Annotated in this window: 23 protein-coding genes; 12 read left to right on the top strand and 11 right to left on the bottom strand. The window is 66.3% G+C overall.

Features of this window, described 5'->3' with window-relative positions; genetic code table 11:
• The first annotated feature begins 26 nt into the window (after nt 1–26).
• Complete coding sequence (locus tag CH274_RS12680; RefSeq protein WP_094657640.1) at nt 27–1,001, top strand: ROK family protein; 975 nt, start codon at nt 27–29, stop codon at nt 999–1,001.
• 179 nt (nt 1,002–1,180) lie between these two features.
• Nucleotides 1,181–1,909, top strand: a complete 729-nt coding sequence (locus CH274_RS12675; RefSeq protein ID WP_032394397.1) for a lysophospholipid acyltransferase family protein — start codon at nt 1,181–1,183, stop codon at nt 1,907–1,909.
• Between the two features lie 21 nt (nt 1,910–1,930).
• On the opposite strand, the gene CH274_RS12670 is transcribed toward CH274_RS12675, so the two are convergent.
• A complete protein-coding gene (locus CH274_RS12670) occupies nt 1,931–3,223 on the bottom strand; it encodes a glycosyltransferase 87 family protein (RefSeq protein WP_094631675.1) in 1,293 nt (430 codons plus the stop codon).
• 79 nt (nt 3,224–3,302) lie between these two features.
• On the opposite strand from CH274_RS12670, the gene CH274_RS12665 reads away from it, so the two are divergent.
• Together CH274_RS12665 and CH274_RS12660 are read left to right on the top strand one after the other, a co-directional pair.
• Nucleotides 3,303–3,794, top strand: coding sequence for a polyadenylate-specific 3'-exoribonuclease AS (locus CH274_RS12665; protein WP_032394707.1), 492 nt, complete (start codon nt 3,303–3,305; stop codon nt 3,792–3,794).
• A gap of 45 nt (nt 3,795–3,839) precedes the next feature.
• Nucleotides 3,840–5,225 (top strand): class II 3-deoxy-7-phosphoheptulonate synthase, encoded by a 1,386-nt coding sequence (locus CH274_RS12660; RefSeq protein ID WP_032394396.1) that lies wholly within the window; start codon nt 3,840–3,842, stop codon nt 5,223–5,225.
• On the opposite strand, the gene pknB is transcribed toward CH274_RS12660, so the two are convergent.
• Nucleotides 5,226–7,208 carry a Stk1 family PASTA domain-containing Ser/Thr kinase gene (pknB, locus tag CH274_RS12655; RefSeq protein WP_094657639.1) on the bottom strand — a complete coding sequence of 661 codons (1,983 nt, stop codon included), beginning with the start codon at nt 7,206–7,208 and terminating at the stop codon, nt 5,226–5,228. It abuts the gene before it with no gap.
• A gap of 217 nt (nt 7,209–7,425) precedes the next feature.
• Between pknB and CH274_RS12650 the strand changes: the two genes are divergently transcribed.
• Nucleotides 7,426–7,797, top strand: a complete 372-nt coding sequence (locus CH274_RS12650; protein WP_032394395.1) for an Rv2175c family DNA-binding protein — start codon at nt 7,426–7,428, stop codon at nt 7,795–7,797.
• On the opposite strand, the gene CH274_RS12645 is transcribed toward CH274_RS12650, so the two are convergent.
• From CH274_RS12645 to CH274_RS12630, 4 genes are all read right to left on the bottom strand, one after another.
• Nucleotides 7,794–8,759 (bottom strand): phytoene/squalene synthase family protein, encoded by a 966-nt coding sequence (locus CH274_RS12645; protein WP_032394394.1) that lies wholly within the window; start codon nt 8,757–8,759, stop codon nt 7,794–7,796. The genes CH274_RS12650 and CH274_RS12645 overlap by 4 nt on opposite strands.
• Before the next feature lie 10 nt (nt 8,760–8,769).
• Nucleotides 8,770–10,410 (bottom strand): alpha-(1->6)-mannopyranosyltransferase A, encoded by a 1,641-nt coding sequence (locus tag CH274_RS12640; RefSeq protein WP_094657638.1) that lies wholly within the window; start codon nt 10,408–10,410, stop codon nt 8,770–8,772.
• Nucleotides 10,411–10,567: 157 nt separating this feature from the next.
• A complete protein-coding gene (gene crtI, locus CH274_RS12635) occupies nt 10,568–12,151 on the bottom strand; it encodes a phytoene desaturase family protein (protein ID WP_179275723.1) in 1,584 nt (527 codons plus the stop codon).
• Between the two features lie 11 nt (nt 12,152–12,162).
• A complete protein-coding gene (locus tag CH274_RS12630) occupies nt 12,163–13,221 on the bottom strand; it encodes a polyprenyl synthetase family protein (protein WP_094631678.1) in 1,059 nt (352 codons plus the stop codon).
• Nucleotides 13,222–13,469: 248 nt separating this feature from the next.
• Between CH274_RS12630 and metF the strand changes: the two genes are divergently transcribed.
• Complete coding sequence (gene metF / locus CH274_RS12625; RefSeq protein WP_032394703.1) at nt 13,470–14,396, top strand: methylenetetrahydrofolate reductase [NAD(P)H]; 927 nt, start codon at nt 13,470–13,472, stop codon at nt 14,394–14,396.
• Between the two features lie 5 nt (nt 14,397–14,401).
• Here the strand turns inward: metF and CH274_RS12620 are convergent, their stop codons facing one another.
• From CH274_RS12620 to CH274_RS12600, 5 genes are read right to left on the bottom strand one after another with little or no spacing between them, the layout of a single operon-like run.
• Nucleotides 14,402–15,571: a glycosyltransferase gene (locus CH274_RS12620; protein WP_256993568.1), complete on the bottom strand. Its 1,170-nt coding sequence runs from the start codon at nt 15,569–15,571 to the stop codon at nt 14,402–14,404.
• A complete protein-coding gene (locus CH274_RS12615; protein WP_179272919.1) occupies nt 15,568–16,323 on the bottom strand; it encodes an LppM family (lipo)protein in 756 nt (251 codons plus the stop codon). Before CH274_RS12615 ends, CH274_RS12620 begins: the two co-directional genes overlap by 4 nt.
• A 10-nt stretch (nt 16,324–16,333) precedes the next feature.
• Nucleotides 16,334–17,155: a carotenoid biosynthesis protein gene (locus CH274_RS12610; RefSeq protein WP_032394392.1), complete on the bottom strand. Its 822-nt coding sequence runs from the start codon at nt 17,153–17,155 to the stop codon at nt 16,334–16,336.
• Entirely contained in the window at nt 17,152–18,759 is a 1,608-nt protein-coding gene (locus CH274_RS12605) for a phytoene desaturase family protein (RefSeq protein ID WP_082073679.1), read from the bottom strand. Before CH274_RS12605 ends, CH274_RS12610 begins: the two co-directional genes overlap by 4 nt.
• Before the next feature lie 4 nt (nt 18,760–18,763).
• Complete coding sequence (locus CH274_RS12600) at nt 18,764–19,381, bottom strand: GNAT family N-acetyltransferase (RefSeq protein WP_094657637.1); 618 nt, start codon at nt 19,379–19,381, stop codon at nt 18,764–18,766.
• 196 nt (nt 19,382–19,577) lie between these two features.
• On the opposite strand from CH274_RS12600, the gene CH274_RS12595 reads away from it, so the two are divergent.
• From CH274_RS12595 to CH274_RS12570, 6 genes are all read left to right on the top strand, one after another.
• Nucleotides 19,578–20,033, top strand: coding sequence for an SAV_6107 family HEPN domain-containing protein (locus CH274_RS12595; protein ID WP_094657636.1), 456 nt, complete (start codon nt 19,578–19,580; stop codon nt 20,031–20,033).
• 227 nt (nt 20,034–20,260) lie between these two features.
• Nucleotides 20,261–20,698, top strand: a complete 438-nt coding sequence (locus CH274_RS12590) for a DUF3040 domain-containing protein (RefSeq protein ID WP_094647816.1) — start codon at nt 20,261–20,263, stop codon at nt 20,696–20,698.
• Nucleotides 20,699–21,206: 508 nt separating this feature from the next.
• Nucleotides 21,207–21,638 carry a division/cell wall cluster transcriptional repressor MraZ gene (mraZ, locus tag CH274_RS12585; protein ID WP_027497352.1) on the top strand — a complete coding sequence of 144 codons (432 nt, stop codon included), beginning with the start codon at nt 21,207–21,209 and terminating at the stop codon, nt 21,636–21,638.
• A 219-nt stretch (nt 21,639–21,857) separates the two neighbouring features.
• Nucleotides 21,858–22,889, top strand: coding sequence for a 16S rRNA (cytosine(1402)-N(4))-methyltransferase RsmH (gene rsmH, locus CH274_RS12580; protein ID WP_094647698.1), 1,032 nt, complete (start codon nt 21,858–21,860; stop codon nt 22,887–22,889).
• On the top strand, nt 22,886–23,713 hold the full coding sequence (locus CH274_RS12575; RefSeq protein ID WP_256993567.1) for a hypothetical protein: 828 nt from the start codon (nt 22,886–22,888) through the stop codon (nt 23,711–23,713). The genes rsmH and CH274_RS12575 overlap by 4 nt, the downstream gene beginning before the upstream one ends.
• Nucleotides 23,710–25,566, top strand: a complete 1,857-nt coding sequence (locus CH274_RS12570; protein ID WP_094657635.1) for a peptidoglycan D,D-transpeptidase FtsI family protein — start codon at nt 23,710–23,712, stop codon at nt 25,564–25,566. Before CH274_RS12575 ends, CH274_RS12570 begins: the two co-directional genes overlap by 4 nt.
• The last annotated feature ends 71 nt before the right edge of the window (nt 25,567–25,637 follow it).

Raw genomic sequence — 25,637 nt, 5'->3', positions numbered from 1 at the left:
GGGACGGCCGAGGAAGGCATGAACGAATGAAGCGGCACCACCAGCGATTGACGGTCGGCATCGACGTGGGCGGGACGAGCCTGCGCGCGTCCGTCGTCGACGAGGACGGTCAGGTACTCGACTCGACTGCCGCTCCTACCCCGCACACTGCTCGCGCCCTCGAACGCGGTCTCGACCGCGCCGTGCAGGAACTGGCCGGGCGACACGACATCGCGGCCGTAGGGCTCGCCGTCGCCGGGTTCGTCGACTCCGATCGCACGACGGTTCTCTTCGCCCCGCATCTGCCGTGGGTGAACACCCCCGTGGCGACGGAGATGAGCATGCGCATCGGTCTGCCGGTCCTGCTCGAGCACGACGCCAATTCTGCGGCTTGGGCCGAGTATCGCTTCGGTGCCGCGTCCGGTGGTCGCAACGTGGTGATGGTGGCCATCGGTACCGGCATCGGTGCTGCGCTGCTGATCGACGGCAGGATCTATCGGGGCAGCCACGGGGTGGCACCGGAACTCGGTCACATCCAGGTCGTGCCGGACGGCCGGGCATGCCCCTGCGGCAAGCGCGGCTGCTGGGAGCGGTACTGCAGCGGCACCGCTCTGGTGGACACGGCAGTCGAGTTACTGGCGGCGGACCCGGCGTCGTCGACAACCCTGGCACGCGAGGTGTTCCTCGACCCGGGGTCTCTGACCGGCCGCCGCATCGCCGGCGCTGCGCACGAGGGCGACTCCATCGCCCGCCGCACGATGGAAGACTTCGCGCAATGGCTCGGCGTCGGGCTCTCGATGGTCAGCGACGTGTACGACCCCGATCTGATCGTGTTGGCCGGTGGAGTGGCGACGTCGTCGAGTCAGTTCCTGGCCCGCGCGACCGACAAGTACGCCGAGCTGGTGACCGGTGCGGGGCATCGGCCTCTCGCGCGGATTCGCAGTACTCAACTCGGTGAGGCAGCGGGCATGATCGGGGCCGCGGAGTTGGCCCGTGCGCAGTTCGTCACCGGGGTTCGGTGACTGTTCTTCGCCCGCTTCCTGTGACCTCTGTCCCGGGTTCGGAGATGATGTGGCTGGTGTCATAAACCGTGGGTACAGTTCACTACGCGGCACGGTTCGAGGAGGCACGGCCGCAGTCGATTCGCTCCAGGGCGAGGCGGCACCAAACGATTTCCCGACCATCTTCAGGGAGCATGTCAATGTGGTACTGGCTGGTTAAGTACATTTTCGTCGGCCCCCTTCTCATCGCCCTGGGTCGGCCCACGATCGAGGGTGCGGAGAACATCCCGACGGAGGGTCCGGTCATTCTGGCCAGCAACCACAAGGCCGTTCTCGATTCCTTCTATCTCCCACTCAAGACGCCCAGGCGCATCACCTTCCTCGCCAAGAGCGAGTACTTCACCGGACCGGGTCTCAAGGGTGCGTTCCAGAAGTGGTTCTTCACCGCGGTCGGTCAGGTGCCGATCGATCGCACCGGAGCCGACGCGGCACAGGACGCTCTCAACGCAGGTGTGCGCGTGATCGAAGCAGGCAAGGTTCTGGGTATCTACCCCGAGGGCACGCGTTCGCCCGACGCGCGGCTGTACAAGGGCAAGACCGGGATGGCGCGTCTGGCACTGCAGACCGGGGTCCAGGTGATCCCGGTTGCGATGATCGGTACCGAGAAGATGAACCCGATCGGTTCGCGAGTGTGGCGTCCGGCGAAGGTCACCATCCGAATCGGAAAGCCCATCGACTTCTCTCGCTTCGAAGGCATGGCCGGCAACCGTTTCGTCGAGCGTGCCGTCACCGACGAGGTGATGTACGACCTGATGTTGCTCTCCGGTCAGGAGTACGTGGACGTGTACGCCGCGTCTCTGAAGAAGGCTGCACCCGCGGCGGAGTCGGCTCCGACCGCGCAGCGTATTCCGGATTCCAAGGCAAGCTGAAGCTGCCGGCTCGCTCCGCGATCAGGGTGCGGGACGGGTGTCGGCCTTCGTATCGGTTCGGTCGGTCCTTCCGATCGCAGCAAGCGCGACGATCGACGCGAGAGCCCACCACACGTAGCCCGAGGCCGCGAACTGATCCACGAGCGGCCAGCCGAGGCCGCTCCATCGGCCCTCGCCGAGCTTCCAGTGCGGCGGGTAGAGCATCAACGCCAGCCCGACGGCCACCAGGGTCGCCAGCAGCGCACTGCGGCGGCGATAACCGAGAACGGCGAGCACAACGGTGAACGGGATGGCCCACACCCAGTGGTGTGACCACGAGACCGGCGACACCAGCAGACCGAACATGGCGTTGATCGTCAGCGCCAGCGCAGTCTCGCCTGCGGCAAAAGCTTTCCGCATCGCCACCGCCGCGATGGCGAGCACCACCACCGACAACGCGAGCCAGAGGATCGATCGGGGCACTTCGTCCAACCCGAGCCGTGCGAGCACTCCTGTGATCGACTGGTTGGGTGGGTAGGCCGGGCCGCCGATTCGGTCGGAATCGACGATCGTCTCGGTCCAGTACCTCACCGAGTCGGACCACGTGAGCGCGAAACCGATCGCGGTGAAGACCGCAAAACTCAGCACCGACACCACCGCTGCTCGAAAGTCCTTGCGCAACAGGAAGAACAGTACGAACACCGCGGGCGTGAGTTTGACGGCGGCCACGAGACCGATCAGCACACCTCGGGGCCACGGCGTCTTCTTCGGTAGGCAGTCCAGTGCAACGAACGCCATCAGCACGATGTTGATCTGCCCGTAGTTCAGCGTCGAGGTGACCGGCTCCAGTACGAGCACGGCCACCGCGAACGCGGCACCGGCAGACCACCACATCAGTGCGCGAGGGCGTACCCCGAGCGAGGTGAGAGTGACCACGATCGTCACCAGTAGCAAGAGCATGGACAGCACGGTGACCGCGATCGAGGCGGCGTACAGCGACACCGACGACAGTGGGCTGAAGATCGCCGCGGCGATCGGGGGATAGGTGAACGGCAGCGTGGTACCGGTCGCGATCGGAGGCAGTTGACCGTAGAGATCCCCGCCCTCGGCGAACACCTGACCGCCGAGTCGATACACGTCCAGATCCAGTCGGTAGTGCTCACCGATCGGACGCAGACCCGGGAAGCCGTTGAGATGGAACAGCACGCCCACGACGGCACCGATCAGCACGAGGACCCTGCTCGACGCCACCGCCCAACTCGGCCACCGGCGTCGCGTCGGCGCGGCAGGCTCCGGTGCTTCGGCGACCGGACGGTTGGTGTCGGGCGAGGTCACAACGTTCCCTTTCAGGGCTGTTCGGATCGGGGTTACCGGTACGTGGGGGGCGTGTCCAGGACGCGCTAGGGTGAGCCGCGTGCGCTACTTCTACGACACAGAGTTCATCGAGGATGGTCGCACAATCGAGTTGGTCTCGATCGGTGTGGTGTCGGAGGACGGTCGCGAGTTCTATGCGGTGTCCTCCGAGTTCGACCCCGAGCGCGCCGGCCGCTGGGTTCGACGCAATGTACTTCCCAAGTTGCCACCGTACTCGTCGCCGCTGTGGATGAGCCGGTCGCGAATCCGGGACGAACTGCTCGAATTTCTCGTTCCGCACTACGGTGCCGAGGTCGAACTGTGGGCGTGGGTTGCGGCGTACGACCATGTGGCGCTCTGCCAGCTGTGGGGCTCGATGACCGAGTTGCCGCGTTCGCTGCCGCGGTTCACTCGTGAGCTGCGCCAGCACTGGGAGGATCGCGGCAGTCCCGAGCTGCCGTCGGTGCCGGACGACGCTCATGACGCCCTCGCCGACGCGCGGCACAATCTGGCGAAGTTCCAGGCGATCGAGGAGCACTCCTACCGCGGGTGAACACCCGTTGTCCTGCGGCTTCGGCGGTGCGAATATCCTGTAGCGGTGAACTGGACTGTCGACGTACCCATCGATCGCTTGCCCGACCTGCCGCCGTTGTCGCCGACGCTGCGCTCTCGATTGGACGATGCGTTGGCCAAGCCGGCTGCGCAGCAGCCGCAGTGGGATCCCGAGCATGCTGCCGACATGCGCAAGGTGCTCGAGAGCGTTCCTCCGATCACCGTCGCCGGTGAGGTGGAGGCGTTGTCGGACAAGCTCGCTGCCGTCGCTCGCGGTGAGGCGTTCCTGCTCCAGGGAGGCGACTGCGCCGAGACGTTCGTCGACAACACCGAGCCGCACATCAAGGGCAACATCCGCACGCTGCTGCAGATGGCGGTGGTGCTCACCTACGGCGCGAGCATGCCGGTGGTCAAGGTCGCCCGTATCGCCGGGCAGTACGCCAAGCCGCGTTCGTCGAACATCGACGCTCTCGGTCTGCAGTCCTACCGCGGCGACATGATCAACTCCCTCGTCGCCGACGAGAGCGTCCGCGGCCACGATCCGTCGCGACTGGTGCGCGCGTACGCCAATGCGAGCGCGGCGATGAATCTGGTCCGCGCGCTCACCGGTGCCGGCATGGCCGACCTGCACAAGGTGCACGACTGGAACCGCGAGTTCGTCGCGCAGTCGCCCGCCGGTGCGCGCTACGAGGCGCTCGCGGGGGAGATCGACCGCGGACTGCGGTTCATGGATGCCTGCGGCGTCTCGGACCCCAATCTGCACACCGCACAGATCTTCGCCAGCCACGAAGCGCTCGTTCTCGATTACGAGCGTGCGATGCTGCGCCTGGACAACACCGACGATCACCCCAAGCTGTACGACCTGTCCGCGCACTTCCTGTGGATCGGCGACCGCACCCGCCAGCTCGACGGGGCGCACATCGCGCTGGCCGAGCTGATCTCCAACCCGATCGGTCTCAAGATCGGGCCCACGACCACGCCCGAGATGGCCGTCGAGTACGTCGAGCGTCTCGACCCCACCAACAAGCCGGGCCGTCTGACGCTGATCTCACGCATGGGCAACGGCAAGGTGCGCGACATCCTGCCCGCGATCATCGAGAAGGTGCAGGCCACCGGCCACCAGGTCATCTGGCAGTGCGACCCGATGCACGGCAACACCCACGAGGCGTCGACCGGCTACAAGACGCGGCACTTCGACCGCATCGTCGACGAGGTGCAGGGGTTCTTCGAGGTCCACAACGGCCTCGGAACGCATCCGGGCGGAATTCACGTCGAACTGACCGGCGACAACGTCACCGAGTGCCTCGGCGGTGCCCAGGACATCTCGGATCTCGACCTCGCCGGTCGGTACGAGACGGCCTGCGACCCGCGGCTCAACACGCAGCAGAGCATCGAACTGGCATTCCTCGTCGCCGAGATGCTTCGCGACTGATCAGGGCAGCGAGACGACCTTGACCTCGGAGCCCGGTTCCACGCGAGAACCGGCTCCGGGGCTCTGGCTGATGACCAGAGATCCGTCGGTGTCCACCACCTGACGGACGTCGATGGGCAGGCCCAACGTTTCGAGGGTGGTCCGGGCCGAGCCCACCGACCGGCCGAGCAGCGACGGCACGGTGACCGCGTTGGACACCTCGAGTACCGCGGTCGACCCGGATCTCACCGTCTCGCCGGCTTCCGGCGTCGTCCCGATCGCCTTTCCGCCGTCGGTGTCCTCGTCGAAGGTCTCTCGAACCTCGCCGACGGTGATGCCGACCGATTCCAGCGTCGTTCGGGCCTGGTCCACGCTCTGCCCACGTACGTCGGGTACCTCGACCGGCGGCGCGCCTTTGCTGCGTAGGACCGTGACCGAGCTGCCGGTGGTCAGGACCGTGCCCGGCGGTGGGTCCAGTGCCGCGACTCCGCCGATCGGTGCGGAGGTACTGAAGGCCTCGCCGCCGTCGACGGGTGTGAAAGTCCGGTCTCGCAATTGCTGTTCCATGTCTTCGACGGATGCGTCCGCGTCGATGGACGGAACCGTGGGGCTACCCAAGGACACCAGGAGAAACACTGTGTCGCCCTTGGCAATTCGCGATCCGCCGGTGGGGTCGGTGCCGATGAGAAGATCGGTGTCCACCGAGTCGGAGTAGGTTCCGCGCACCGCGGTTTCGAGGCCGGCCGCCTCCACGGCGCTGGTCGCACCGGTGGTGTCGAGCCCGTCCACCATCGGGACAGCTGTGTATCGCCCGGAGCCCATCCACCAACCGCCGAAGCCGACCAAGACGGCGAGCAGGGCGACGACGAGGAGCCAGATGACGATCGCGCGGCGCGATCGTTGGCGATCGGCGTCGAAGTCGGGGAACTCGTAGTGCCGTCGGCCGGTCGGGAGTGGCCCTGGCGACGGCGCGTCGAACGGTTCCTGGCTGTCATCGACGCCTCGGGACGTGGGCGAGGTGACCACCCGGGTGTGCTGCACCCCGTGTTGCTGGGGCGGGGGCGGAGAATTGTCCACGACCTGGGTGCGAGCGGACGGCGGACGGTTGCCTGCCACCGTCGTCGGTGCTCCGGCCGCGGCCGAGCTCAGGTGCTCGGCCGAGCGTTTGGGTGCGGGCACGCGATACTCGGGCAGTGCGAGCGCCGACGCGGCAGCGCGCAGGGCACGGGCCATGTCGTCGGCATTGCGGTACCGGTGCTCCGGGTCGCGGACGGTGGCCCGTTGGACCACCTCGTCGAACTGCGGGGGAACGCCGGCGATGAGGGTGGAGGGGCGCGGTACGTCGTTGTCGATGCGCTGGTAGGCGATGGACAGTGAGGTGTCGCCGGTGAACGGTGTGCGTCCGGTCAGAAGCTCGAACAACACGACACCGACGCCGTACACGTCGCTGCTCGCGGACGCGGAGCCGGTGGTGACCTGCTCGGGAGACAGGTACGCGGCGGTGCCCAGAATCACACTGCTCGACGTCACGGTGGAGGCAGCGATGGCCCGGACGAGACCGAAGTCGGCGATCTTCACGTCGCCGTCGTCGCTGATCAGGATGTTCTCGGGTTTGATGTCGCGGTGCACGAGGCCGGCTCGGTGGGCGACGGCGAGTGCGTCGAGGACCGGGCGAACGACGGCCGCTGCAGCGTGCGGGGGCATCGGACCGCGCTCGCGCAGCAGTTCACGCAGAGTTCCGCCCTCGACGAGTTCCATGACGAGGAAGGCGTGTTCGCCGTCGCGCCCATGGTCGTAGACGGCAACGAGGCCCGGGTGGCTGAGCCTGGCCACGGCCCGTGCCTCGAACTCGAAGCGCTGCACGAACTGGGGGTCCTGGGCGAACTTCGGGTCCATGATCTTCACCGCCACTGGGCGGTCGAGCCTGGTGTCGAGTCCGCGGTAGACCGTCGACATACCGCCGCGCGCGATCGGTGCGTCTATTCGGTATCGACGATCGAGCATCGAACCCGGTATCACCGAACCTCCCCTCGTCGTCCACTCGTCTTCCGGCTCGGTCGCCGGACACTGAAGACGATCGTATCGGTGCCGGGGATGCCGACCGACGATCGTGGCTTGTGTCTCGGACCGGCTGGGTCGGCTGCACAGGAGTGGAGCCTGCGGAACGACCCGGCTGTGACGCTTTTGAAGTCTCGATGCCGGACCCGTTAACGTTACCTGCGTGAGTGCCATTCCCTATGCCGACGACGTGCTCGATCCGTCGGAGTCCGTGCTGCAGTTCGCCGATGTCGCGAAGATCCTCGACGTCCCCAAGACCCGCGTCGAACAGCTCGTCCGAGATCGCCAGTTGCTCGCCCTGAAGCGTTCACGCGTGCCCGTCGTGCCGGAACAGTTCCTCGATTCGAGCAAGGGCACCATCGTCAAGGGGCTGCCCGGTCTCCTGGCCGTGCTGCACGACGGCGGCTACGAGGACGAGGAAATCCTGCGGTGGCTGTTCACCGAGGACGAGAGCCTGCCGGGTGCACCCGTCGCTGCTCTGCACGGCGACCTGATGCGCGAAGTGATCAGGCGCGCACAGGCCATGGCCTTCTAGCGAACCGTCGCGCGCTTGAAGCCGGTGACGGCGAACTGCGGCAGCGCTATGCGCGCTCTGGTCCACTGCGGCACCGTCGCGCGTTGGGAGAGCACACGGTAGCCCTGTGACTCGACCTCGTCGAGTATGCGGCCGTACAGAATCGACGCCGTGCGCATCGACGGCCGCACTCGCGGATCCAGCATCTCGATGCCTGCATCGGACGTGCGGTAGATCGAGCGGGTGACGGCGATCAGGTGTGCGAGGGCGCGGGTGACCCTGGCGTCGACACTGCCCGTGGTGCGGCACCACCGGAGTAGTTCTTCGTCGACGCCGAACGCCGCGAGCTCGTCGGTGGGCAGGTAGATGCGGTCGCGATCGAGGTCCTCACCCATGTCGCGGATGAAGTTGGTCAGCTGGAACGCCTCGCCCAGGGCTGCGGCCGGGGGCTCGGCCACGGACCGCTCGACGACGGTTCCCAGGATCGGCAACATCTGCAGTCCGATCACGGCGGCGGAGCCGTACATGTACTCGCGCAACTGCTCCATCGTGCGGTAGCGCGAGACGAACATCGGACTCCCCGGAATGTCCATACGCATCGAGTGCATGAACGCGAAGAAGTAGTCGTGCGGAATGTCGTAGCGCGCCACGGTGTCGCACAACGCGCTCAACACCTGATCGGACACGCTGTCGGACAGGGGTTTTCCCGCCAATGCGTCGCGCACCCTGGATTCGATCACGTCGAGTTCGACGATGCGACGGGCGTTGAGCTCGTCCGATCCCACGGCGATGTCGGTGCCTTCGAGGTCGACGATGTCGTCGACCATCCGGGCGAACCCGTACAGCGCGTGTACGCCTGCGCGCTTGTCGGTGGGGAGCAGGCGAGTGGCGAGGAAATACGTCTTGCCGTGTTGGGCGTTGAGTTCGCGGCAGATGCGGTACGCCGCGTGCAGTTCAGGATCGATACCGTCGAGTTCTTTCATCACGCGGCCCTCATGACGTGGATTCGTCTCCGGTCGGTTCCGTTGCTGGGGTCTTGGGCGCGTTCGGCACGGCACGGTGTTCCCTGGATCGGTCCGATCGTAAACGCAGCGGATCGACGCGTGTCAGCGCCAGAGCTGCGACGACCGCGGCGAAGATCGCCAGTGCGACGTGTCCGAAGGTGTACAGGCCGATCGATCCGTCGGGTTGGAAGACGAGCATGAGCCACGTCGACAGACCCGTCAGGATCATCAGGGTCGTGCGCGAGAGGGCGAAGCCTGCGGCGATCGCCAGTGGCCACGAGTAGTACCAGGGCAGGGCCGCGGGGGAGAGCACGACGGTGGCGACCAGGGCGATCAGGATGCCCTTGACCGCATCGCGTTCGGATCTGCGGCCCAACCACCAGGCCACCGCCAGAACGACCACCAGCGCTATCGCGCACAGCAGACGAGTCACATCGAGAACGGGTCCGAGGCGGAGATCGAGGAACCACGACGTGCCGACGGTCACCAGGTGCGCCAGGATCGTGGGCAGCGAGAGCCAGTTGATGATCTTGGCCGATCCGGAAAGAGCGGTCAGCCAACCGATTCCGACTCCGGCGATCACCGACGCCACGGCGAACACGGCAACGAAGACGGAGGCTCCGATGCCGGCGGTCTTGACGAACGCCAGGGCGGGCGACATCGGCTTTCGTCCCTCCGCCTGTGCCTTCTCCCGCAGATGGAGCATCCAGATCCACACCAGGAAAGGCAGCGCGAGGCCTGCTGTGGCCTTGATCGCCACCGCGATGGCGACCAGCGCGATGCCGCCCACGTGTCGATGCTCGAGCGTCAGCACGATTCCCGCGGTCATCAGGCCCACCATGAGCAACTCGTTGTGCACCCCGCCGATCAGGTGGATCAGGACCAGAGGGTTGAGGACGGCGAGCCACACCGCGGTGGTCGCTCGGCCACCGAGGTGCTTCGCCAGCCGCGGAACCGCCCACATCATCAATGCCAGACCCGGCAACATCGTCAGGCGCAGCAACATGGTTCCAGCGATCACGTTGTCGCCGGTCAGGCTGGTGATTCCGCGGCCGAGCAGCAGGAACAACGGGCCGTACGGCGCAGTGGTGGTGGTCCAGACATTGCTGACGTTGTCGAGCAGAACTCCCGGATTGGCAACGGGGCCAACGGCATACGGATCGAATCCGTCGCGGAGCAGAGCGCCCTGCGCCAGGTACGAGTACGCGTCGCGGCTGAACATCGGCACCGACAGCAGTAGTGGTGCGGTCCATGCCGGGACGATCCAGCGCAGTTCACCCACCGTGGTGCGGCCGTGCAGAGTCGCGCGCCCGAGCCGAACCCAGGCGGTGATCATCAGCAGTACGCCGACCCAGACGATGATGGTCGACAGGACGAATCCGTGGCCGAATCGCAGCCACGACAGGTGCATCTCCTCGAGCAACGGATCGCGCCTGCGCACACTGCCGGCCCCGAACCCGCCGAACACGATGCACACGGCGCCGACCACACCGAGTATCGCGGCCTTGCCCTCGGGACTGCGAAGGAAGTTGCCCGTTGCGGTCAGTCTGGACGGTCGTCGCGAATCCGAGGGCAGGGGGCCGTCCGACGATCGATCCTCGGAGGTGGAGTGCGACGAGATCGAAGACATTGCCGCCTGCTCCTCCTCTGCAACGAGTTGTGGGTCGAGATCCGTACGCCGGCCGATGGTTCACGCCGACCACCGAACGATCATGGTCGCAGCAATGAGCGCGACCGGCAAACGATCGCGCTCAGCTTAGTTGGTCGACGCAGTCAATCGAACGAACCTACCGTCCCGTGCGCCCCGTCACCCGCTCTGCGGCGAGCTTTCCCGACACCAGAACCGTGGGAACGCCCACTCCGGGCGTCGTGCCCGAGCCGGCGAGAACCACGTTGTCGAGCCCGGCGACCATGTTCTTGCGTCGGAACGGCCCGGTCTGCCGAAACACGTGCGCCGACGAGAACGGCGAACCGGAGATCATGCCTTTCTGCGCCCAGGTCTCGGGAGTGTCGATGTGGTCGAGTGTGAATCCGTCGAGTAGGCCCTTGTACCCCCGACCTTCCATGGTCGTCAGGATCTCGCGAAGGTACGGCTGCGCCAATTCGTTCCAGGGAAGGGGCGCGCTGTCGAGATTGGGGCACGGTGCGAGGATCGACACCGGCTCGCATCGAACACCGTCACGCACCATCTCGAGTTGGGTATCGCTGACCGACGGTCGGGTGATCAGCAGCGACGGATCGGCCATCAAGGACCCCTTGCCCGCCTTTGCGGTGATCCGGCGGAAGGTCTCGGCCCATTCGTCACCGAAGTCGATGGTGTGATGTGCGCGGGCGGGCCACGTCGCCGTCACGTCGACGGGAACGGTTCCGTGCGCGACGACCGCCGACGGCGAGACGACGCCGTATCCGTTCCGGCGGCCCTTCTTCGACACCGACGCCCGGTCGAGCAGTCGGTCGACGACGGGCAGGTCCGCGGTGAGAACGAGTGCGTCGCACGCGATTCGACCGCCGGCTGCAGTGATCACGGAGTCGGCACGACCTCGGTCGACGGTGATGTCGACGATCTCGGTGCCGAGTTCGAGCGTGCCACCCGCGGTGACGAACGCGTCGGCCATGGCCCGTGCGATGGCCGCCATGCCGCCTTCGGGGAAGAACACCCCGAGCGAGGTGTCCATGTGTGCGATGGCTCCGTAGACCGCGAGCGCCTTCTGAGGTGCCATGCCGGCGTAGAGCGCCTGGAACGTGAACACGCGGCGCAGGCGAGTGTCCTTCAGGAACTTGTCGACGCGTGGCCCGAGCCGGCCGAAGCCGCCCAGTCTGGTCAGCGTCGCGGTGTCGGAGATCGCAGCTTTCGATCCCACGAGATCGAGCGGTGAATCGAAGTTCGAGTCGATGAAGCGGTCGAACTCGGCGTCGAAGATGTCGGCGAGCCAGCGTCGCAGTTCTCGATATCCCTGCGCCTCGGCCGGGCCGCAGGTTCGCTCGACCTCGGCCGCCATGGCCTCGGGATCGGAGTAGACGTCGATGGACGTGCCGTCGGCATAACGCGTGTGATAGGACGGCGACAGAGCGGTCAGCCGAATCGGCGGCGTGGTCGACTCGAAGTCGGCACCCACGGCGGCGAGCGCCTCGAGCACCAGGTTCGGCATCGTGAGCACGCTCGCGCCGTTGTCGATGTCGTACAGGTGCGTTCCGTCGGCGTCCGATACCGGGTACACCCCGACGCGGCCGCCCACGGTCTCTTCGCGCTCGACGATGGTGACTTTCCTGCCTGCTCCCAGCAGATGCAGACCGGCGGCCAGGCCGGCCAAACCGGCTCCCACGACGACCACGGTGTCGGTGGTGCCGGAGACCGTGCGGATCGAAGACATGACGCTCTCTTTCAGTACTGCCGTTGGATGGCGGCGGTTGCCATGGCGCGCAGGTGCGCGGCAGCGACCGGTTCGATCGAACTGTTGTCGAGGGCGGCAACGGCCCGGGTCCCGAGCTCGTCGATCTGTTTCTCGACCGCGTCCACTGCGCCGAGTTCGACGAGGATGGAACGGATGTCGGCCACTTCGTTCGCGTCGAGTTCGGTTCCGAGGCTGGCCCTGATCGTGGCTGCACGATCCGGCCGGGTCCGGTCGGCTTTCTCCAGCGCCAGCGCGATCAGCACGGTGCGTTTGCCCTCGGTGATGTCGTCGCCCGACGGTTTGCCGGTGACCTCGGGATCGCCGAACACCCCGAGGAGGTCGTCGCGCAGCTGGAACGCGATTCCGATGTCCGCACCGAAGTTGCGGTAGGCCGAGATCAGGTTCTCGTCGGCATCGGCGAGGACTGCGCCGAGATGCAGCGGCCGCTCGACGGTGTAGGCAGCGGTCTTGTATCGGTTGACTCGCATGGCAGCCGCGACACTCTCGTCGGTGCCTGCCTCGGCTTCGATGTCGAGCAACTGGCCGCCGAGAACCTCCGTGCGCATCGCCGACCACACCGGTTGGACCCGTCGTGCGGCATCGGCGTCGATGCCGGACTCGCGCAGGAGATCGTCTGCCCAACACAGGGCGAGATCGCCGACGAGGATCGCTGCCGATTCACCGAAATGGTCCGCGCCGCCGGACCACCCCGCGTCTCGGTGCCGTTGGGCGAACCCGACGTGCACGGTCGGGAAACCGCGTCGGGTACTGGAGGAATCGATGATGTCGTCGTGGATGAGGGCGCAGGCCTGGATCAGTTCGAGCGCCGAGCACGCCCGCAGCACTGCGTCCGCTCGGGCACCGGTGGATTCACCGCCTGCACCGAGCCATGCGGTCCAGGCGAATGCAGGGCGCATGCGCTTGCCACCGCGAAGTACGAAGGCCTCGAGGTCGGCCACCGCAGCGGGATAGCCGCCACCGACGGTGTCGACGACATCTCGGCGTGAGGTGAAGAACTCGGCGAGCGTCGCGTCGACGGCCGTGCGCATCGCCTTCGGGTCGTGCGCGGCGGCGGGAGTGTCGACTACGGGTGAAGAAAAGTCTCCGGACAGGACGATCCTCCAAGGTTGCTGTGGATTGCGTGAATTCTCGTTTCCACAGTAATGGCCGTGGAAACCCTGGACCGACCTGCCGCGAACATCTGTCGTCAGGGATGCCCGACGGGCTTCGGTGGGCCGCAACCTATGATCTTCGGGTGAGCGAAGATTCCGTCAGGGGGCGGTCGAGTCGAGGATTCGTGACGAGAACACCGTCCATCGTCGACCGACTACGGACAGAACCCGAGGCCAGGATCCCGTTCTCGGTGGAGTTCTCGCCTCCGCGAGACGCGGCCGCCGAGGCCAGGCTGTGGCGGGCGGTCCGTGAGTTCGAACAACTTCAGCCCGCATTCGTGTCGATGACCTACGGCGCGGGGGGCTCCACCCGTGATCGGACGGTGCGTGTCACCGGGCAGATCGCCGAGGAGACCACCCTTCTGCCTGTGGCGCATCTCACTGCCGTCTCGCACAGTGTGGACGAGCTGCGATCCATGGTGGGGTCGTACGCGGACCGCGGTATCACCAACATCCTCGTACTTCGCGGAGATCCCCCCGGAGATCCGCTCGGCGACTGGGAGAAGCATCCGGACGGTGTCGAGTACGCCGAGGAGCTCGTCCGGCTGGTTCGCGATCTCGGCGACTTCCACGTCGGCGTGGCGTCGTTCCCCGAAGGGCACCACCGCGCAGGCGATCTCGAACAGGACACCCGATGCCTGGTCGGGAAGTTGCGGGCGGGAGCGGAGTACTCGATCACTCAGATGTTCTTCGATGTGGACGACTACCTGCGTCTACGTGATCGTGTGTCGGCGTTCGACGCCGAGCAGGGTGCCAAGCCGATCATTCCCGAGATCATGCCCATCACCTCGCTTCGGTCGGTTCGCCGGATGCTCGAGCTCTCGGGCACGACGCTTCCGTCGCACCTGGACGAGAAGTTCACGCGCGCAGCGGGATCCGGCCCCGAGGAGGACCGCGCCGCGGTGCGAGAAGTGGGCATCGAACTCGCGACGAACATCGGTGAGCGCCTGATCTCCGAGGGCGCACCCGGACTGCACTTCATCACTCTCAACTTCGCGCGCGCGACGCGTGAGGTGCTCAGCAACCTGGGGCTTGCAGCCGCGAGAGTGTGAGACGGTCAGGTGTGCGGCGCAGGCATCGGGCGCGACTTCCACGACAGCGAGCCGCGACGCCTGCGCACGTGGGACTCTGCGACGAGTCCGACGAAGGCGAGAATCGAGACCGGGTGCAGCGCGGCGTCGACTACGTCGCCCACCCCGAACCGCGATCCCGTCTCGCGCCGCCGCACGGACATCCGTGACACCGTGCCTGCGAGATAGCCGGCGCAGCCGAGGCGACGCGCGACACCCGAGGAGGTGAGCGCAGTGATCGGGGGCAGCACGTACACGACGGTCAGTGCCAGGGCCGCCGCCACCGAACCGGCCGGTCCACCGAACTCGTTCCACAACCACCTGCTGTAGCCGGACCGCAACTCCGCTGCCGATCGGTACATCCGGCATCGAACGAACCCCGCACCCGACGCCACCGCGGTCGAGAACCCCCGCCGACGCAGAGCGCGTGCCAGATCCAGGTCCTCGGTTGCGCTCGCGGCGACGCAGCCGTGGCCCCCCACGGCCCGGTAGGCGGCGGCGTCGAAAGCCATGAACTGCCCGCAGGCGACCGTCATCGACGGTGCGAGCGTCGCGTTGCCGAGAGGGACGGGAAGCGTGGACATCCACGACCATGCGAGCAGGGGCTGGACCAGTCGCTCGACGGTGCTCTCGGCCAGTTGCTCCGGCCACGGGCACAGCAGGGAGGCACCGCTCCGTCGCAGCATGCGGGCCGCTGCCGCCACGGCCTCCGGTTCCAGGCGCACATCGGCATCGACGAACACGATCAACGACGTCGTCGGGTCGTCCTCGTCGGCCAGTCTCGCGAGCTCGGCGCACGCGGCGGCCTTACCGGTCCAGCCGGCCGGGGGAGCGACACCGGAGGTCACGACGCGAATCCTCGGATCACCGCCTGCAGCCGCGCGGGCAGCGGAGGCCGTTCCGTCGGTCGAGTCGTCGTCGAGGACGATCACTCGCAGATCCGTGCACGATCGTTGCATCGCGAGATCGCCGATCAGCGCGGGAAGCGTCGCGGCCTCGTTGCGGGCGGGTACACAGACGACGACGCTTTCGGTGACGTCCTGCTCCGGGGAGTGCAGGCTCGGCATGAACCGAGAGTTGAACTCCGACACCGCGGCCGACGCAGCCGCGAGGACGGCAGCGGTCGCCGTCGTTCGCGCGAGCACGCGGTCTTTCACACAGATGTTCTCTCGGTCGAGCTTCCCGGCTCGGTACCGCGCGAGCCGCGGCCCCGCAGCGGTGGATTGCGCGACACCCAGGCCATGGCTCCGACGATGGCCGCGACACCGACCGTCACCCCGCCCACGATGCCGGCCCAGCCGGCGAAGCTTCTGGTGTTGGGATCGGGATAGTTGACCTCGGCGCGCACCGAGGTGACCTCGCCTGCCGGCAACTTCCAGGAGATCGAGTTGTCGCTCTCGCGGGTGCCGTTGGTGGTGCCGATGCGGGCCGGGAACGCGATGGTGAACTGTACGTCCGTGCCCTGAACCGGAACGGAGGACAGATCGGCGTTGCCGGCAAGAGTGACGGTGTCACCCGATCGCTGCAGTGTCAGCTGGAACGATCCGGCCGCGTTCTGGAAGATCGAGCCGAGGGTCTGCACGTCGCCGAACGAGAGATCGTCGAAGATGGCCTGCGATCCGACGTATCCGTCCTGGTCGTACGGCTCGACGCGAACCTTGTCCTCGATCGAGGAGGGAACCACCAGTTCCGGGCCGGTGTCGGAGTCCGATGTCGGCACGCTGGCCGCCACGATCTGACCTGCGACACGGTCGTTCGCCGACACGCCCATCGTGACCTGCACGCGCAGGCAACCGGCCAGCATCGGCGCGACCAGCAGGGCCAGTGCGACCACCGAGAGAACGCGGCGGCGGTGGGTTCGATGAGGTGTTCGCGATGTCGACTGCACAGCGACATCGTGCCAGGGCATCGAGGTGATGTCAGTCGGCAGGGGTTGTCAGCGAGGCGTGTCGGGTGTTCCTGGACAGACGGGCATTCCACAGCAGTGGTATGCCGACGACGCCCATGACGACGAATCCGTACACCGCCGAGAAGCGAAGCTCCGGACCGTCGAGGAACACCGCGTGCGCGAGCGCCGACCCGAGCCACGTCCACAGGAACAATCCGATGGGCACTGCGTCGTCGGACGACCGGGGGCGACCGACGGCGCGGTCGAGCGATTCCATCACCGCAGCCATCAGCGTCGCCACCACCAGCCAGCCGAGGTAGTTGGTCAGCGGAATCGACGGCACACCCGGCAGCCCGACCGAACCGGCGGTCCAGGTCCACTGTCCGTCGGTGACCATCTGTGGATCCAGATAGAGGTCCCAGCCGACCATCCCCACCGCCACGGCCACGATTCGCAGTGCGGTGGCGCGCGCCTGCGTCGTGTCGAGACGGCCGACGACGAAGGTCACTGCACACCAGATCGGGTAAAACCCGGCCGTCCACGCCAGAGGGACCACGACGGGTACCTCGAACAGGCTCGGGCCCAAGCGATTCTGCGCGTAGAAGTATTCGCCGAACGGGATCCCGGTGGCCGTGCCGACGAGTTCGGACGCGAACCCGGTTCCTGCGGTCACGACGACGAGAACGGTAGCCCACACGACGCCGCGGTTCAGCGCCGCGTGCAGGATCGACGCGAGCGCGAGCAGGGCCACCACCGCCACCGTCACTGCGTCCCTGGTCGATCCCGACACCAGTGGGTAGAGGATCTGGCAGCCCACGGCAGCGGCCGCCACGACGATCGGAACGACCTTCATTCCCGTTTCCTTCCGAAGAACGTGCGACGGCGGGCTGCGCGGGCGTCGGCGATCGCGATTCGGGCCGCCGACCGACCACTGGCCGCGGTGACCCCTCCGCCGGGGTGGGTCGATGCGCCGGTGAGATAGAGCCCGTCGGCACCGGGGACCCGATGCCCGGCCAGTCGAGGATGCGGCCGCCACATCATCATCTGGTCCAACGACATGTCCAGGTGCATGATGTTGCCTCCGATCAGACCGAGCTCACGCTCGATGTCCGGCGGCGATTGAACGAACCGATCCAACACGGACTCGGCGAAACCGGGTGCGTACCGGTCCAGTTCGGCCACGATTCGATCTGCCTCGAACTCGGCCAACGAGCGCTCGCCCGGAACGTCCGATCGCCACTGCCTGCCGTCGGCGAGGGTATGGGGATGCCACTGCGACCACAGTGAGATCTGGTGCTGTCCCGGCGGTGCGATGGTGGGATCGAGTGCGCTGAAGGACATTCCCAGCACGGCCGGGGTGGGCGGCAGGTCGCCGGCCAGGGCGTGCCCGTGTGCCAACCGCAACTGGCTGCGGTCGCGTACCAGCAGCGCCAGACCGTGGGTGCCGTCCTCGATGCGGTCGGCACTCGGGTACGTCGGAAGAGCGTCGGTGGCCAGTCTGACCGCAGTACCGATCCCCGGTCCTACCCGAATCGTGCTGCGCCACGGGGCGATCTGCGCCGAGTCGTGTCCACCGGCTTCGAGAAGGTCGAGGGTGGTCAGGATGTGGCAGCCGGCCACGACGATGCGGCTGTCGATCTCCCGTCCCGACGCGGTCCTGGTGGTCCAGCCGTGCGGGCGGCGTACGAGCGAGGTGACCGCGTCGCCGAGTGTCAGTTCGGCACCGTCGCGTTGCAGCCGAGCGATCATCGCCTCGGTCAATGCTCCGCTGCCGCCGACGGCGCGGCCCGGCGGAAGGGTGTGCATGAGGGCCGCGAAGCCGACCATCGGTGCGGTACCGGGCTCGGACATCGGCGGACCCGACTGAGCGCCGAACCACGCGAGCGCAGCCTTGAGTCGTTCGCTCGAGAACATCTCGTCCAACAGGGAATCGCCGGTGGCGAGGAACTCACGCGAGAGCATGCTTCCGCCGTCGGGGGCACCGAGGCCCCAGAAGGATCGGAGCAGTTTCGGACCGGTGGGCGGCCCACCGAACGCACGCATGGTGCGTTCGCTGCGGGGACCCCAGACGGAGACGAACGTTCGGTAGGCGCGCGCGTCGGCTGCGCCGCAGGCGGCGGCGATGGACTCGCAGGTTCGTTCCAGGCTTCGGTGGAAGACGATTCCGCGTTCGTCGGTGCCGACGGCTCCCGGCGCGAACGCCCAGGGGTCGCAGTCGATGTAGCGCAGTCCGAACTCGGCGAGGCCGAGCTCCTCGATGATGCCTGTGTGCCGAATCATGATGTGTGCCGACGAACCACGGTCCACTCGGTGGCCGGGAAAGCGTTCCACCGTCGAGACCGCGCCGCCGGCGACGGAGTCGCGCTCGAGAACCTCGACCGACATGCCGGCATCGGTCAGGTAACAGGCGGAGGTCAGGGCATTGTGGCCGGAGCCCACCACCACAGCATCGATCACACCCTCAGGCTACTGGCCCGTCGAGGGGCAACCGGCGGCCCAGGACCGCGAAGGGTCGTCGGTCCCCGCTGAAGGTGAAGTCGCGCAGTACGTCCGCGAAGCCGAGCCTGCGGTAGAGCCGCCAGGCTCGGTTGTCCTCCTCGGCTACTTCGGGTGTGGACAACATCACGTTGGCCGCCGAGACGCCGCGCAGCAGTCGGCTGCACAGTCGTCCACCGAGACCGTGCCCCTGGGCGCTCGGGAGAACGTGCAACTCGGTCAGCTCGAAGTAGTCCGCGAGCGTGGCTTCGACGGTCTGCGGGGAATGCCCCGTGCGCCGTAATCCGTCGCGAACCTGTTGATGCCACCACTGGTGCGCGGCACCGTGGTAGCCGTACGCGACGGCCACCAGCGAATCGAGCTGTGTCGGATCGGCGTTCGGGAGCAGTGCGCCGACGGCTCGCCAGCCCGGGCGGTGCAGGTGTTCACTCCACATCGGGGCTCGGCTCTGTTCGGTTCCACGCGGATAGCCCATGGCCTCGACGTAGATGGACAGTGCCTCGAACAGCCGCTGGCGGAATTCCGGGGGCGTCAGATCGACCAGGTACGGCGTTGTCCGCGCATCGGTGACGACTGTTCTCAACCTTTCTTCGGCAACTTGTCGGTGGGCACGGCTATATTGAATGTGTCGAACGGGTGTTCGACAATCGGGGCCGAGTGCGCCGGTGGCTTCGGCTCGTATGTCGAGTCGGATTCTTCCGGAGTTCGACTGTAAGGCTTCGCCACGGTTCCGGCCGCGCCAGGTGCGCGCCGGAGATTCGAACTGGAGGTGTTCGAGTATGACGATCACGAAGGCATTCGATGCCGGAGTGCGGTCGCCGGTGTCGCGTCAGGCTCAGATTCTGCTGGGCCGGGCCGATGCTTTGCTGTCCGAGTCCATCGGGGAGAGCGATGCCGGAGATCGATTTCTCGGTAGCTACGCCGCTGCACTGAAAGGCGCGGCAGCTGTGCTGGCGTCGTTGCCGAATTCGATCGGCGCGCGTCCTCGTTCGCGCAGTGCGTGGGTGTTGATGGCAAAGGCGGCACCGGATCTCGCCGTCTGGGCCGACTATTTCGCGTCTTTCTCCGCCACCAGGGCGGCGGTCGAGGCCGGCGCGTCGAGCACGATCGCCGATCTCGATGCCGACGATTTCCATCGACACGTCGGTCGTTTTCTGAACTCGATCGAGGACCGACTCGGCGGGCAGGCTCGATTCGAGTCCGTCGACCCCATGACGGCGCCCCTGTCTGCGTAGCGCACCGAGCTGGACGTCAGGTGACAATCGCCACGTCATCGGGTGTTCGCCCAAGGTTTTCGGGACGTGCGTCTCGAAAACTTCGGTGTTTCTCAGGAACACATCGACCGAGTAGGTGGTAAGCGGCCGATTCAGCTCGTATCATCGACAGCAGGTAGCCGCCAAGGTCAGCTTCCCGTCGTTTCGGAACCGAAATGACCTTCAATATCTGTGCAGGGGGAGGTACCGTGCCACTCTCCGAGCACGAGCAGCGCATGCTCGACCAGATCGAGAGCGCTCTCTACGCCGAGGATCCCAAATTCGCGTCTCATGTGAGGGGCGGTCGCGTACGTGCGGCGTCGAGCAGGAGGCGCTTTCAGGCTGCCGCGCTGTTCGTAGTGGGACTCGTGTTGCTCGTCGCCGGTGTTGCATTGTCGACGAACAGCCTGGCTTTTCTCGTCGTCAGTCTCATCGGCTTTTTGTTCATGTTCGGTGCCGGGGCACTGTTCCTGTTCGGCGGTTCCAGCAAGGGAGCCGCAGCGTCGCAGGACGAGGGCAGCGCATCCAACGATGCTGCCGAGACGTCCGGGCGTGGTACCGGACAGAAATCGAAGGGTGGTCGCAAGGGCGGCAGCTTCACCTCTCGCATGGAAGATCGGTTCCGTAAGAGGTTCGAGCAGGACTGAGTCGACCGGGTTTCGCCGAACCGACCCTTATCGGCTCGTCTCCACAACTTCACGCGTCAACGTAGAACAGCATCTCACCCTCGGGTGAGGTGCTGTTGTCGTTTCTGCCCTCGAACGGACGCCGCCCGATCGACTGCAGCCCTCCGCTCCGCGTCGAGGGCCGGTTCGCGTGTTCGCGCGCGGAAGTTGTGGGACACGTCCCCCACTGTCACCCACGCTCCCCACTTTTCCCCACCAAGGCCCCACCGAGGGGCCGAGATCGACCGTCGTCCACCACCGTAGGTGCTGCGTGCCTGGTCAGGCTGCTTCGATGCTGGACTCGTGCGCCATGGCGTCCGGTTCGAGCCCTCGGAATCGCCCGCGGTATCGCTGACGGCAGCGCCGATCTTCTACGTCTTGACCAGCGCAGACAGTGACTTCTCCAAAGTTTTCCGGCCATGAATGGTTCGAAGTGGGGGAGAGTGGGGTAAAGTGGTCCGCAGCGGAGAGTCGAGGCTGGAGGTGGCGAGTGTTTCTCGGTACCTACACGCCGAAGCTCGACGACAAGGGTCGACTCACGTTGCCGGCCAAGTTTCGGGACGCGCTTGCAGGAGGGGTCATGGTGAGCAAGGGGCAGGATTTCAGCCTCGCTGTCTACACCGCGGCCGACTTCGCGGAGCGCTCTCGGAAGTTGACGGCGGCTTCTCGTGCCAACCCCAAAGCTCGTGCCTACGTTCGCCAGTTCTTCTCGGGAACAGACGAACAGCGGCCGGACGGACAGGGACGCATCACCATCAGTCCCGAGCATCGCCGCTATGCGGGGCTCGAACGAAACTGCGTGGTGATCGGTTCGATGGACTTCATCGAGATCTGGAACGACGAAGCGTGGGCGCGCTACTCCGCTGAGAACGAGCAGGATTTCTCCGACGCTTTCGACGAGTCCCTCGGAGGGATCTTGTAGCCCGACCAGGTCGCCTGCGAGTGCAGCGAGGCCTCTGCCCGATCAGAACCCTGACGTTCTTCCCCAACGCCAGGTTTCGCAGATCAGGACCCTGACGTTCTTCCCCAACGCCAGGTTCCCTATCGGACAGGGACCTCGAAGCATTCGTATCGGCCTCGGTGGGCGACCTGCACGGCCCGGACCCGGGCGAGAAGTACGTACGCGCGACCGGGAGGAACCATGACGGAGGGCACCGGGCCGGACGAGAGCGACTCGTCCGCCGACCGAACCCATCGTCGATCCTCGGGCCCGGTCCACGTTCCGGTTCGTCTCGAGCGAGCCGACGAATTGCTCGGACCCGCGCTCGAATCCACCGGCGATACCCGAGTCATGATCGACGCGACTCTCGGACTCGGCGGTCACTCCGAGCACTTCTTGCGGACCTATCCGCACCTGCACCTGATCGGGCTCGACCGGGATCCCGATGCGCTCGAGTTGGCCGGAGCCCGGTTGGCTCCGTTCGCCGATCGAATCACGTTGGTGCACACGACCTACGACGGCATCGCCGAAGCGCTCGACGAGGCCGGCCTGCCTGCGGTCGGCTCCGTTCACGCCATCCTGTTCGATCTCGGTGTGTCGTCCATGCAGTTGGACGAATCCGATCGCGGATTCGCCTACTCGGTCGACGCCCCATTGGACATGCGAATGAATCCGACCGTGGGTATCACCGCCGCAGACGTCCTCAACACGTACTCGCACGGCGAGATCGCACGGGTCCTGAGCACCTACGGCGAGGAGCGGTTCGCCGGAAAGATCGCCTCCGCCGTTCTGCGTCACCGAGAGCACACGCCCTTCACCACGAGCGGGCCGTTGGTCGAATTGCTCTATGCCGCAATTCCGGCCGCAACGCGGCGCACCGGAGGGCACCCTGCCAAGCGCACCTTCCAGGCCCTGCGTATCGAGGTCAACGGTGAACTGGAGTCGTTGAAGGCGGCGGTACCTGCCGGGCTCGACGCGTTGGCTGTCGGAGGCCGGGTGGTCTTCATGTCGTATCAGTCGCTCGAAGACCGAGTTGTCAAGCAGGAGTTGGCACCTCGGATCAAGTCCCGCAGTCCGGAAGGGCTGCCGGTCGAGCTTCCCGGAATGGGTCCGGAGTTTCGGCTCCTGACCAGAGGTGCCGAGCGTGCATCGGATGCAGAAATCGACGTCAACCCACGTTCGGCTCCGGTGAGATTGCGCGCCGCCGAACGGATTGCAAGGAGAGCGGAATGACGGTTCCAGACACAACCGTTGGAACACAACGCAATCGGGTTCCGGCCCCGCGGCGCAGGGGCGTTCCGCAGGCCCCACTCTCGCGACCTGAACGTACGGGCAAGGGCGGTGGACGATCCGGTGCTGCGCTGCGCGCATACGAGCGCAGACAGCAGCGCGCGTCGATCCACACCTCGGACTCTGCGCATGGTTCCGGAGCCGGTGCGCGGCCCTCGCTGAACGGAAGCGCCATTGCCGCGCGAATTCCGTTCGTAGCCTTGATCATCGGCCTGCTCGCCATCGGTCTCGGTCTGACGTTGCTCCTGACCACTCGGTCCGCCGGCGACTCCTACGATCTCAGCGCCGCCAAGGCCGTCAACGCCGAACTGGCTCAGCAGCGGGCGTCGCTGCAGCGTGATGTGGAGTTGGCGGAGTCGGCTCCGGAATTGGCGCGCAAGGCTGCCGAGCTCGGAATGGTCCCGGCGAAGAACTCCGCGCGTCTGATCGTCGCGCCGGACGGCGGGGTCCAGGTCGTCGGTACCCCGGCTCCGGCGGACGGAGCACCGGTGGCACCGCTGGATCCGGTGTCGCCGGCGGCCGCAGGCGAGGGCACCGTCGCGAATCCGAGCACGCAGTCGCCGCAGCTGCAGACGCCGAGAAGCGCGTCGCAGCCGAATCGAACGTCGGGCACGATCGACACCCGCGCCGCCACGCCGAATGCGAGCAATGGAGCTGGAAACACCGCGCTTGCTGAACAATTGGTTCCCATGAGCATCCCCTCGCTCGAAACACCTGCGGTCGAAGCCCCCGAGCCCACCGGCGAAGCATCGGGTGACGGGCAGTGACCAGGCCCTCGCCTGCTCCACGCCGTCGACCACCGAGCCGAAAGCGTCTCGACTCGTCCACCTTTCGGTTTCGTCACGGCACCGGCCGCGTTCTGATGTATCTGGCGCTGGCCGTTGCGGCGGCACAGTTGCTGTGGATTCAGGGATTCGATGCGCCGAGGTTGTCGGCCGAGTCGGCGTCGCAACGCACCACCACTCTCGTCGATCCGGCGCTACGGGGATCCATCCTGGACCGCAACGGCAATCCGATCGCCTTCACGATGGAAGCCAAAGCGTTGACGTTCCAACCGGTTCGGGTTCGCAAGGAACTCGACGAGGCCCGGGCGAAGGACCCGACCGAGCCGGAGACCGAGCAGTACCTCGAGGACATAGCCGCCCGTATCCATGGCGACCTCGGTGATGTGATCAGCGAGAAGGATCTGCTCGCGAAGCTGAAGAGCAACGACGAATTCACCTACCTCGCACGCGGAGTGGACGCCACCGTGGCGTCGAAGATCAGCAAGGATTTCAAGCAGGTCGGACTAGAGCGTCAGGACATCCGTGAGTACCCGGGCGGATCGCTGGCCGGGAACATCGTCGGTGCCACCGGTTGGGACGGACACGGTCTGCTGGGTCTAGAGGATGCGCTCGACGCGACCCTGGCCGGAACCGACGGTTCGCAGACCTACGACCGCGGATCCGACGGTGCCGTCATCCCCGGAAGCTGGCGGGACAAGCAGCCTGCCGTCAACGGTTCGACCGTCGAACTGACCATCGACGCAGATCTGCAGTACTACGTGCAGCAGCAGGTGCAGTTGGCCAAGGACCTGTCGGGAGCGAAGAACGCCTCGGCGTACGTGCAGGATTCGCACACCGGCGAGGTGCTCGCCATGTCCAACGACAACACCTTCAATCCCGGCATCGGAGTCGGCAACAACGAGCGCACCAAGGAAATGGGCAACCTGCCCGTCACCACGCCGTTCGAGCCCGGTTCGGTGAACAAGATCATCACCGCGGCCGCGGCCATCGAGTACGGACTCACCACGCCCGACGAGGTGCTGCAGGTGCCGGGCAGCATTTTCATGTCCGGTGTGTCGGTCAAGGATGCGTGGGACCACGGTGTCGCGCCGTACACGACGACCGGCGTGTTCGGTAAGTCCTCCAACGTCGGCACGCTGATGCTTGCCCAACGCGTCGGCGAGGACCGCTACGCGGACATGTTGACCAGGTTCGGCCTGGGCCAGCGCAGCGACGTCGGGCTACCGGGCGAGAGCGCGGGCAACGTTCCGAGCCGTGACCAGTGGTCGGGCGGCACGTTCGCCAACCTCCCCATCGGCCAGGGACTGTCGATGACGCTGCTGCAGATGACGGGGATGTACCAGGCCATCGCCAACGACGGAGTACGCATCCCGCCGAGGATCGTCGAGGCGACGGTGGACGCGAACGGTCAGCGGACAGAGACCCAGCAGCCCGACGGTGTGTACGTGGTCAGCCCCGATACGGCGAAGACCGTCCGCAACATGTTCCGATCCGTCACCCAGGACGACACCGGAAACCAGCGCGGTACCGGAGTTGCCGCGGGCGTCGAGGGATACCAGATCAGTGGCAAGACGGGTACGGCTCAGCAGGTCGATCCCGAGTGCAAGTGCTACTCGAACTCGAACTACTGGATCACATTCGCCGGCATCGCGCCCGCGGACGATCCCCGCTACGTGATCGGAATCATGCTCGACGCCCCGACCCGCAGCGCCGACGGTTCCGGTGGCCAGTCGGCAGCACCGCTGTTCCACAACATCGCCAGCTGGATGCTGCAGCGGGACAGCGTGCCGATATCCGCCGACCCCGGACCCAAGCTGGTTCTGCAGGCGGACTGAGATCCCAACCCGCCGGTCCGCGAGTCGGGGCGGCGACATCATGATCCCGGACGCCGGTAATCTGACACATC

Source organism: Rhodococcus sp. 06-418-5 (assembly GCF_002258285.1).
GTDB lineage: Bacteria > Actinomycetota > Actinomycetes > Mycobacteriales > Mycobacteriaceae > Rhodococcoides.
The sequence above is the reverse complement of the archived record's forward strand: the minus strand, read 5'-3'. Positions and strand labels throughout refer to the sequence as shown.

Excerpts from the sequence above, each read along its gene's own strand:
- CH274_RS12680 (WP_094657640.1), top strand. The coding sequence starts at position 27 with ATGAAGCGGCACCACCAGCGATTGACGGTCGGCATCGACGTGGGCGGG.
- CH274_RS12675 (WP_032394397.1), top strand. The coding sequence starts at position 1,181 with ATGTGGTACTGGCTGGTTAAGTACATTTTCGTCGGCCCCCTTCTCATC.
- pknB (WP_094657639.1), bottom strand. The coding sequence starts at position 7,208 with ATGCTCGATCGTCGATACCGAATAGACGCACCGATCGCGCGCGGCGGT.
- CH274_RS12645 (WP_032394394.1), bottom strand. The coding sequence starts at position 8,759 with ATGAAAGAACTCGACGGTATCGATCCTGAACTGCACGCGGCGTACCGC.
- CH274_RS12640 (WP_094657638.1), bottom strand. The coding sequence starts at position 10,410 with ATGTCTTCGATCTCGTCGCACTCCACCTCCGAGGATCGATCGTCGGAC.
- crtI (WP_179275723.1), bottom strand. The coding sequence starts at position 12,151 with ATGTCTTCGATCCGCACGGTCTCCGGCACCACCGACACCGTGGTCGTC.
- CH274_RS12630 (WP_094631678.1), bottom strand. The coding sequence starts at position 13,221 with ATGCGCACGGCCGTCGACGCGACGCTCGCCGAGTTCTTCACCTCACGC.
- CH274_RS12615 (WP_179272919.1), bottom strand. The coding sequence starts at position 16,323 with ATGCCCTGGCACGATGTCGCTGTGCAGTCGACATCGCGAACACCTCAT.
- CH274_RS12610 (WP_032394392.1), bottom strand. The coding sequence starts at position 17,155 with ATGAAGGTCGTTCCGATCGTCGTGGCGGCCGCTGCCGTGGGCTGCCAG.
- CH274_RS12595 (WP_094657636.1), top strand. The coding sequence starts at position 19,578 with ATGACGATCACGAAGGCATTCGATGCCGGAGTGCGGTCGCCGGTGTCG.
- rsmH (WP_094647698.1), top strand. The coding sequence starts at position 21,858 with ATGACGGAGGGCACCGGGCCGGACGAGAGCGACTCGTCCGCCGACCGA.
- CH274_RS12575 (WP_256993567.1), top strand. The coding sequence starts at position 22,886 with ATGACGGTTCCAGACACAACCGTTGGAACACAACGCAATCGGGTTCCG.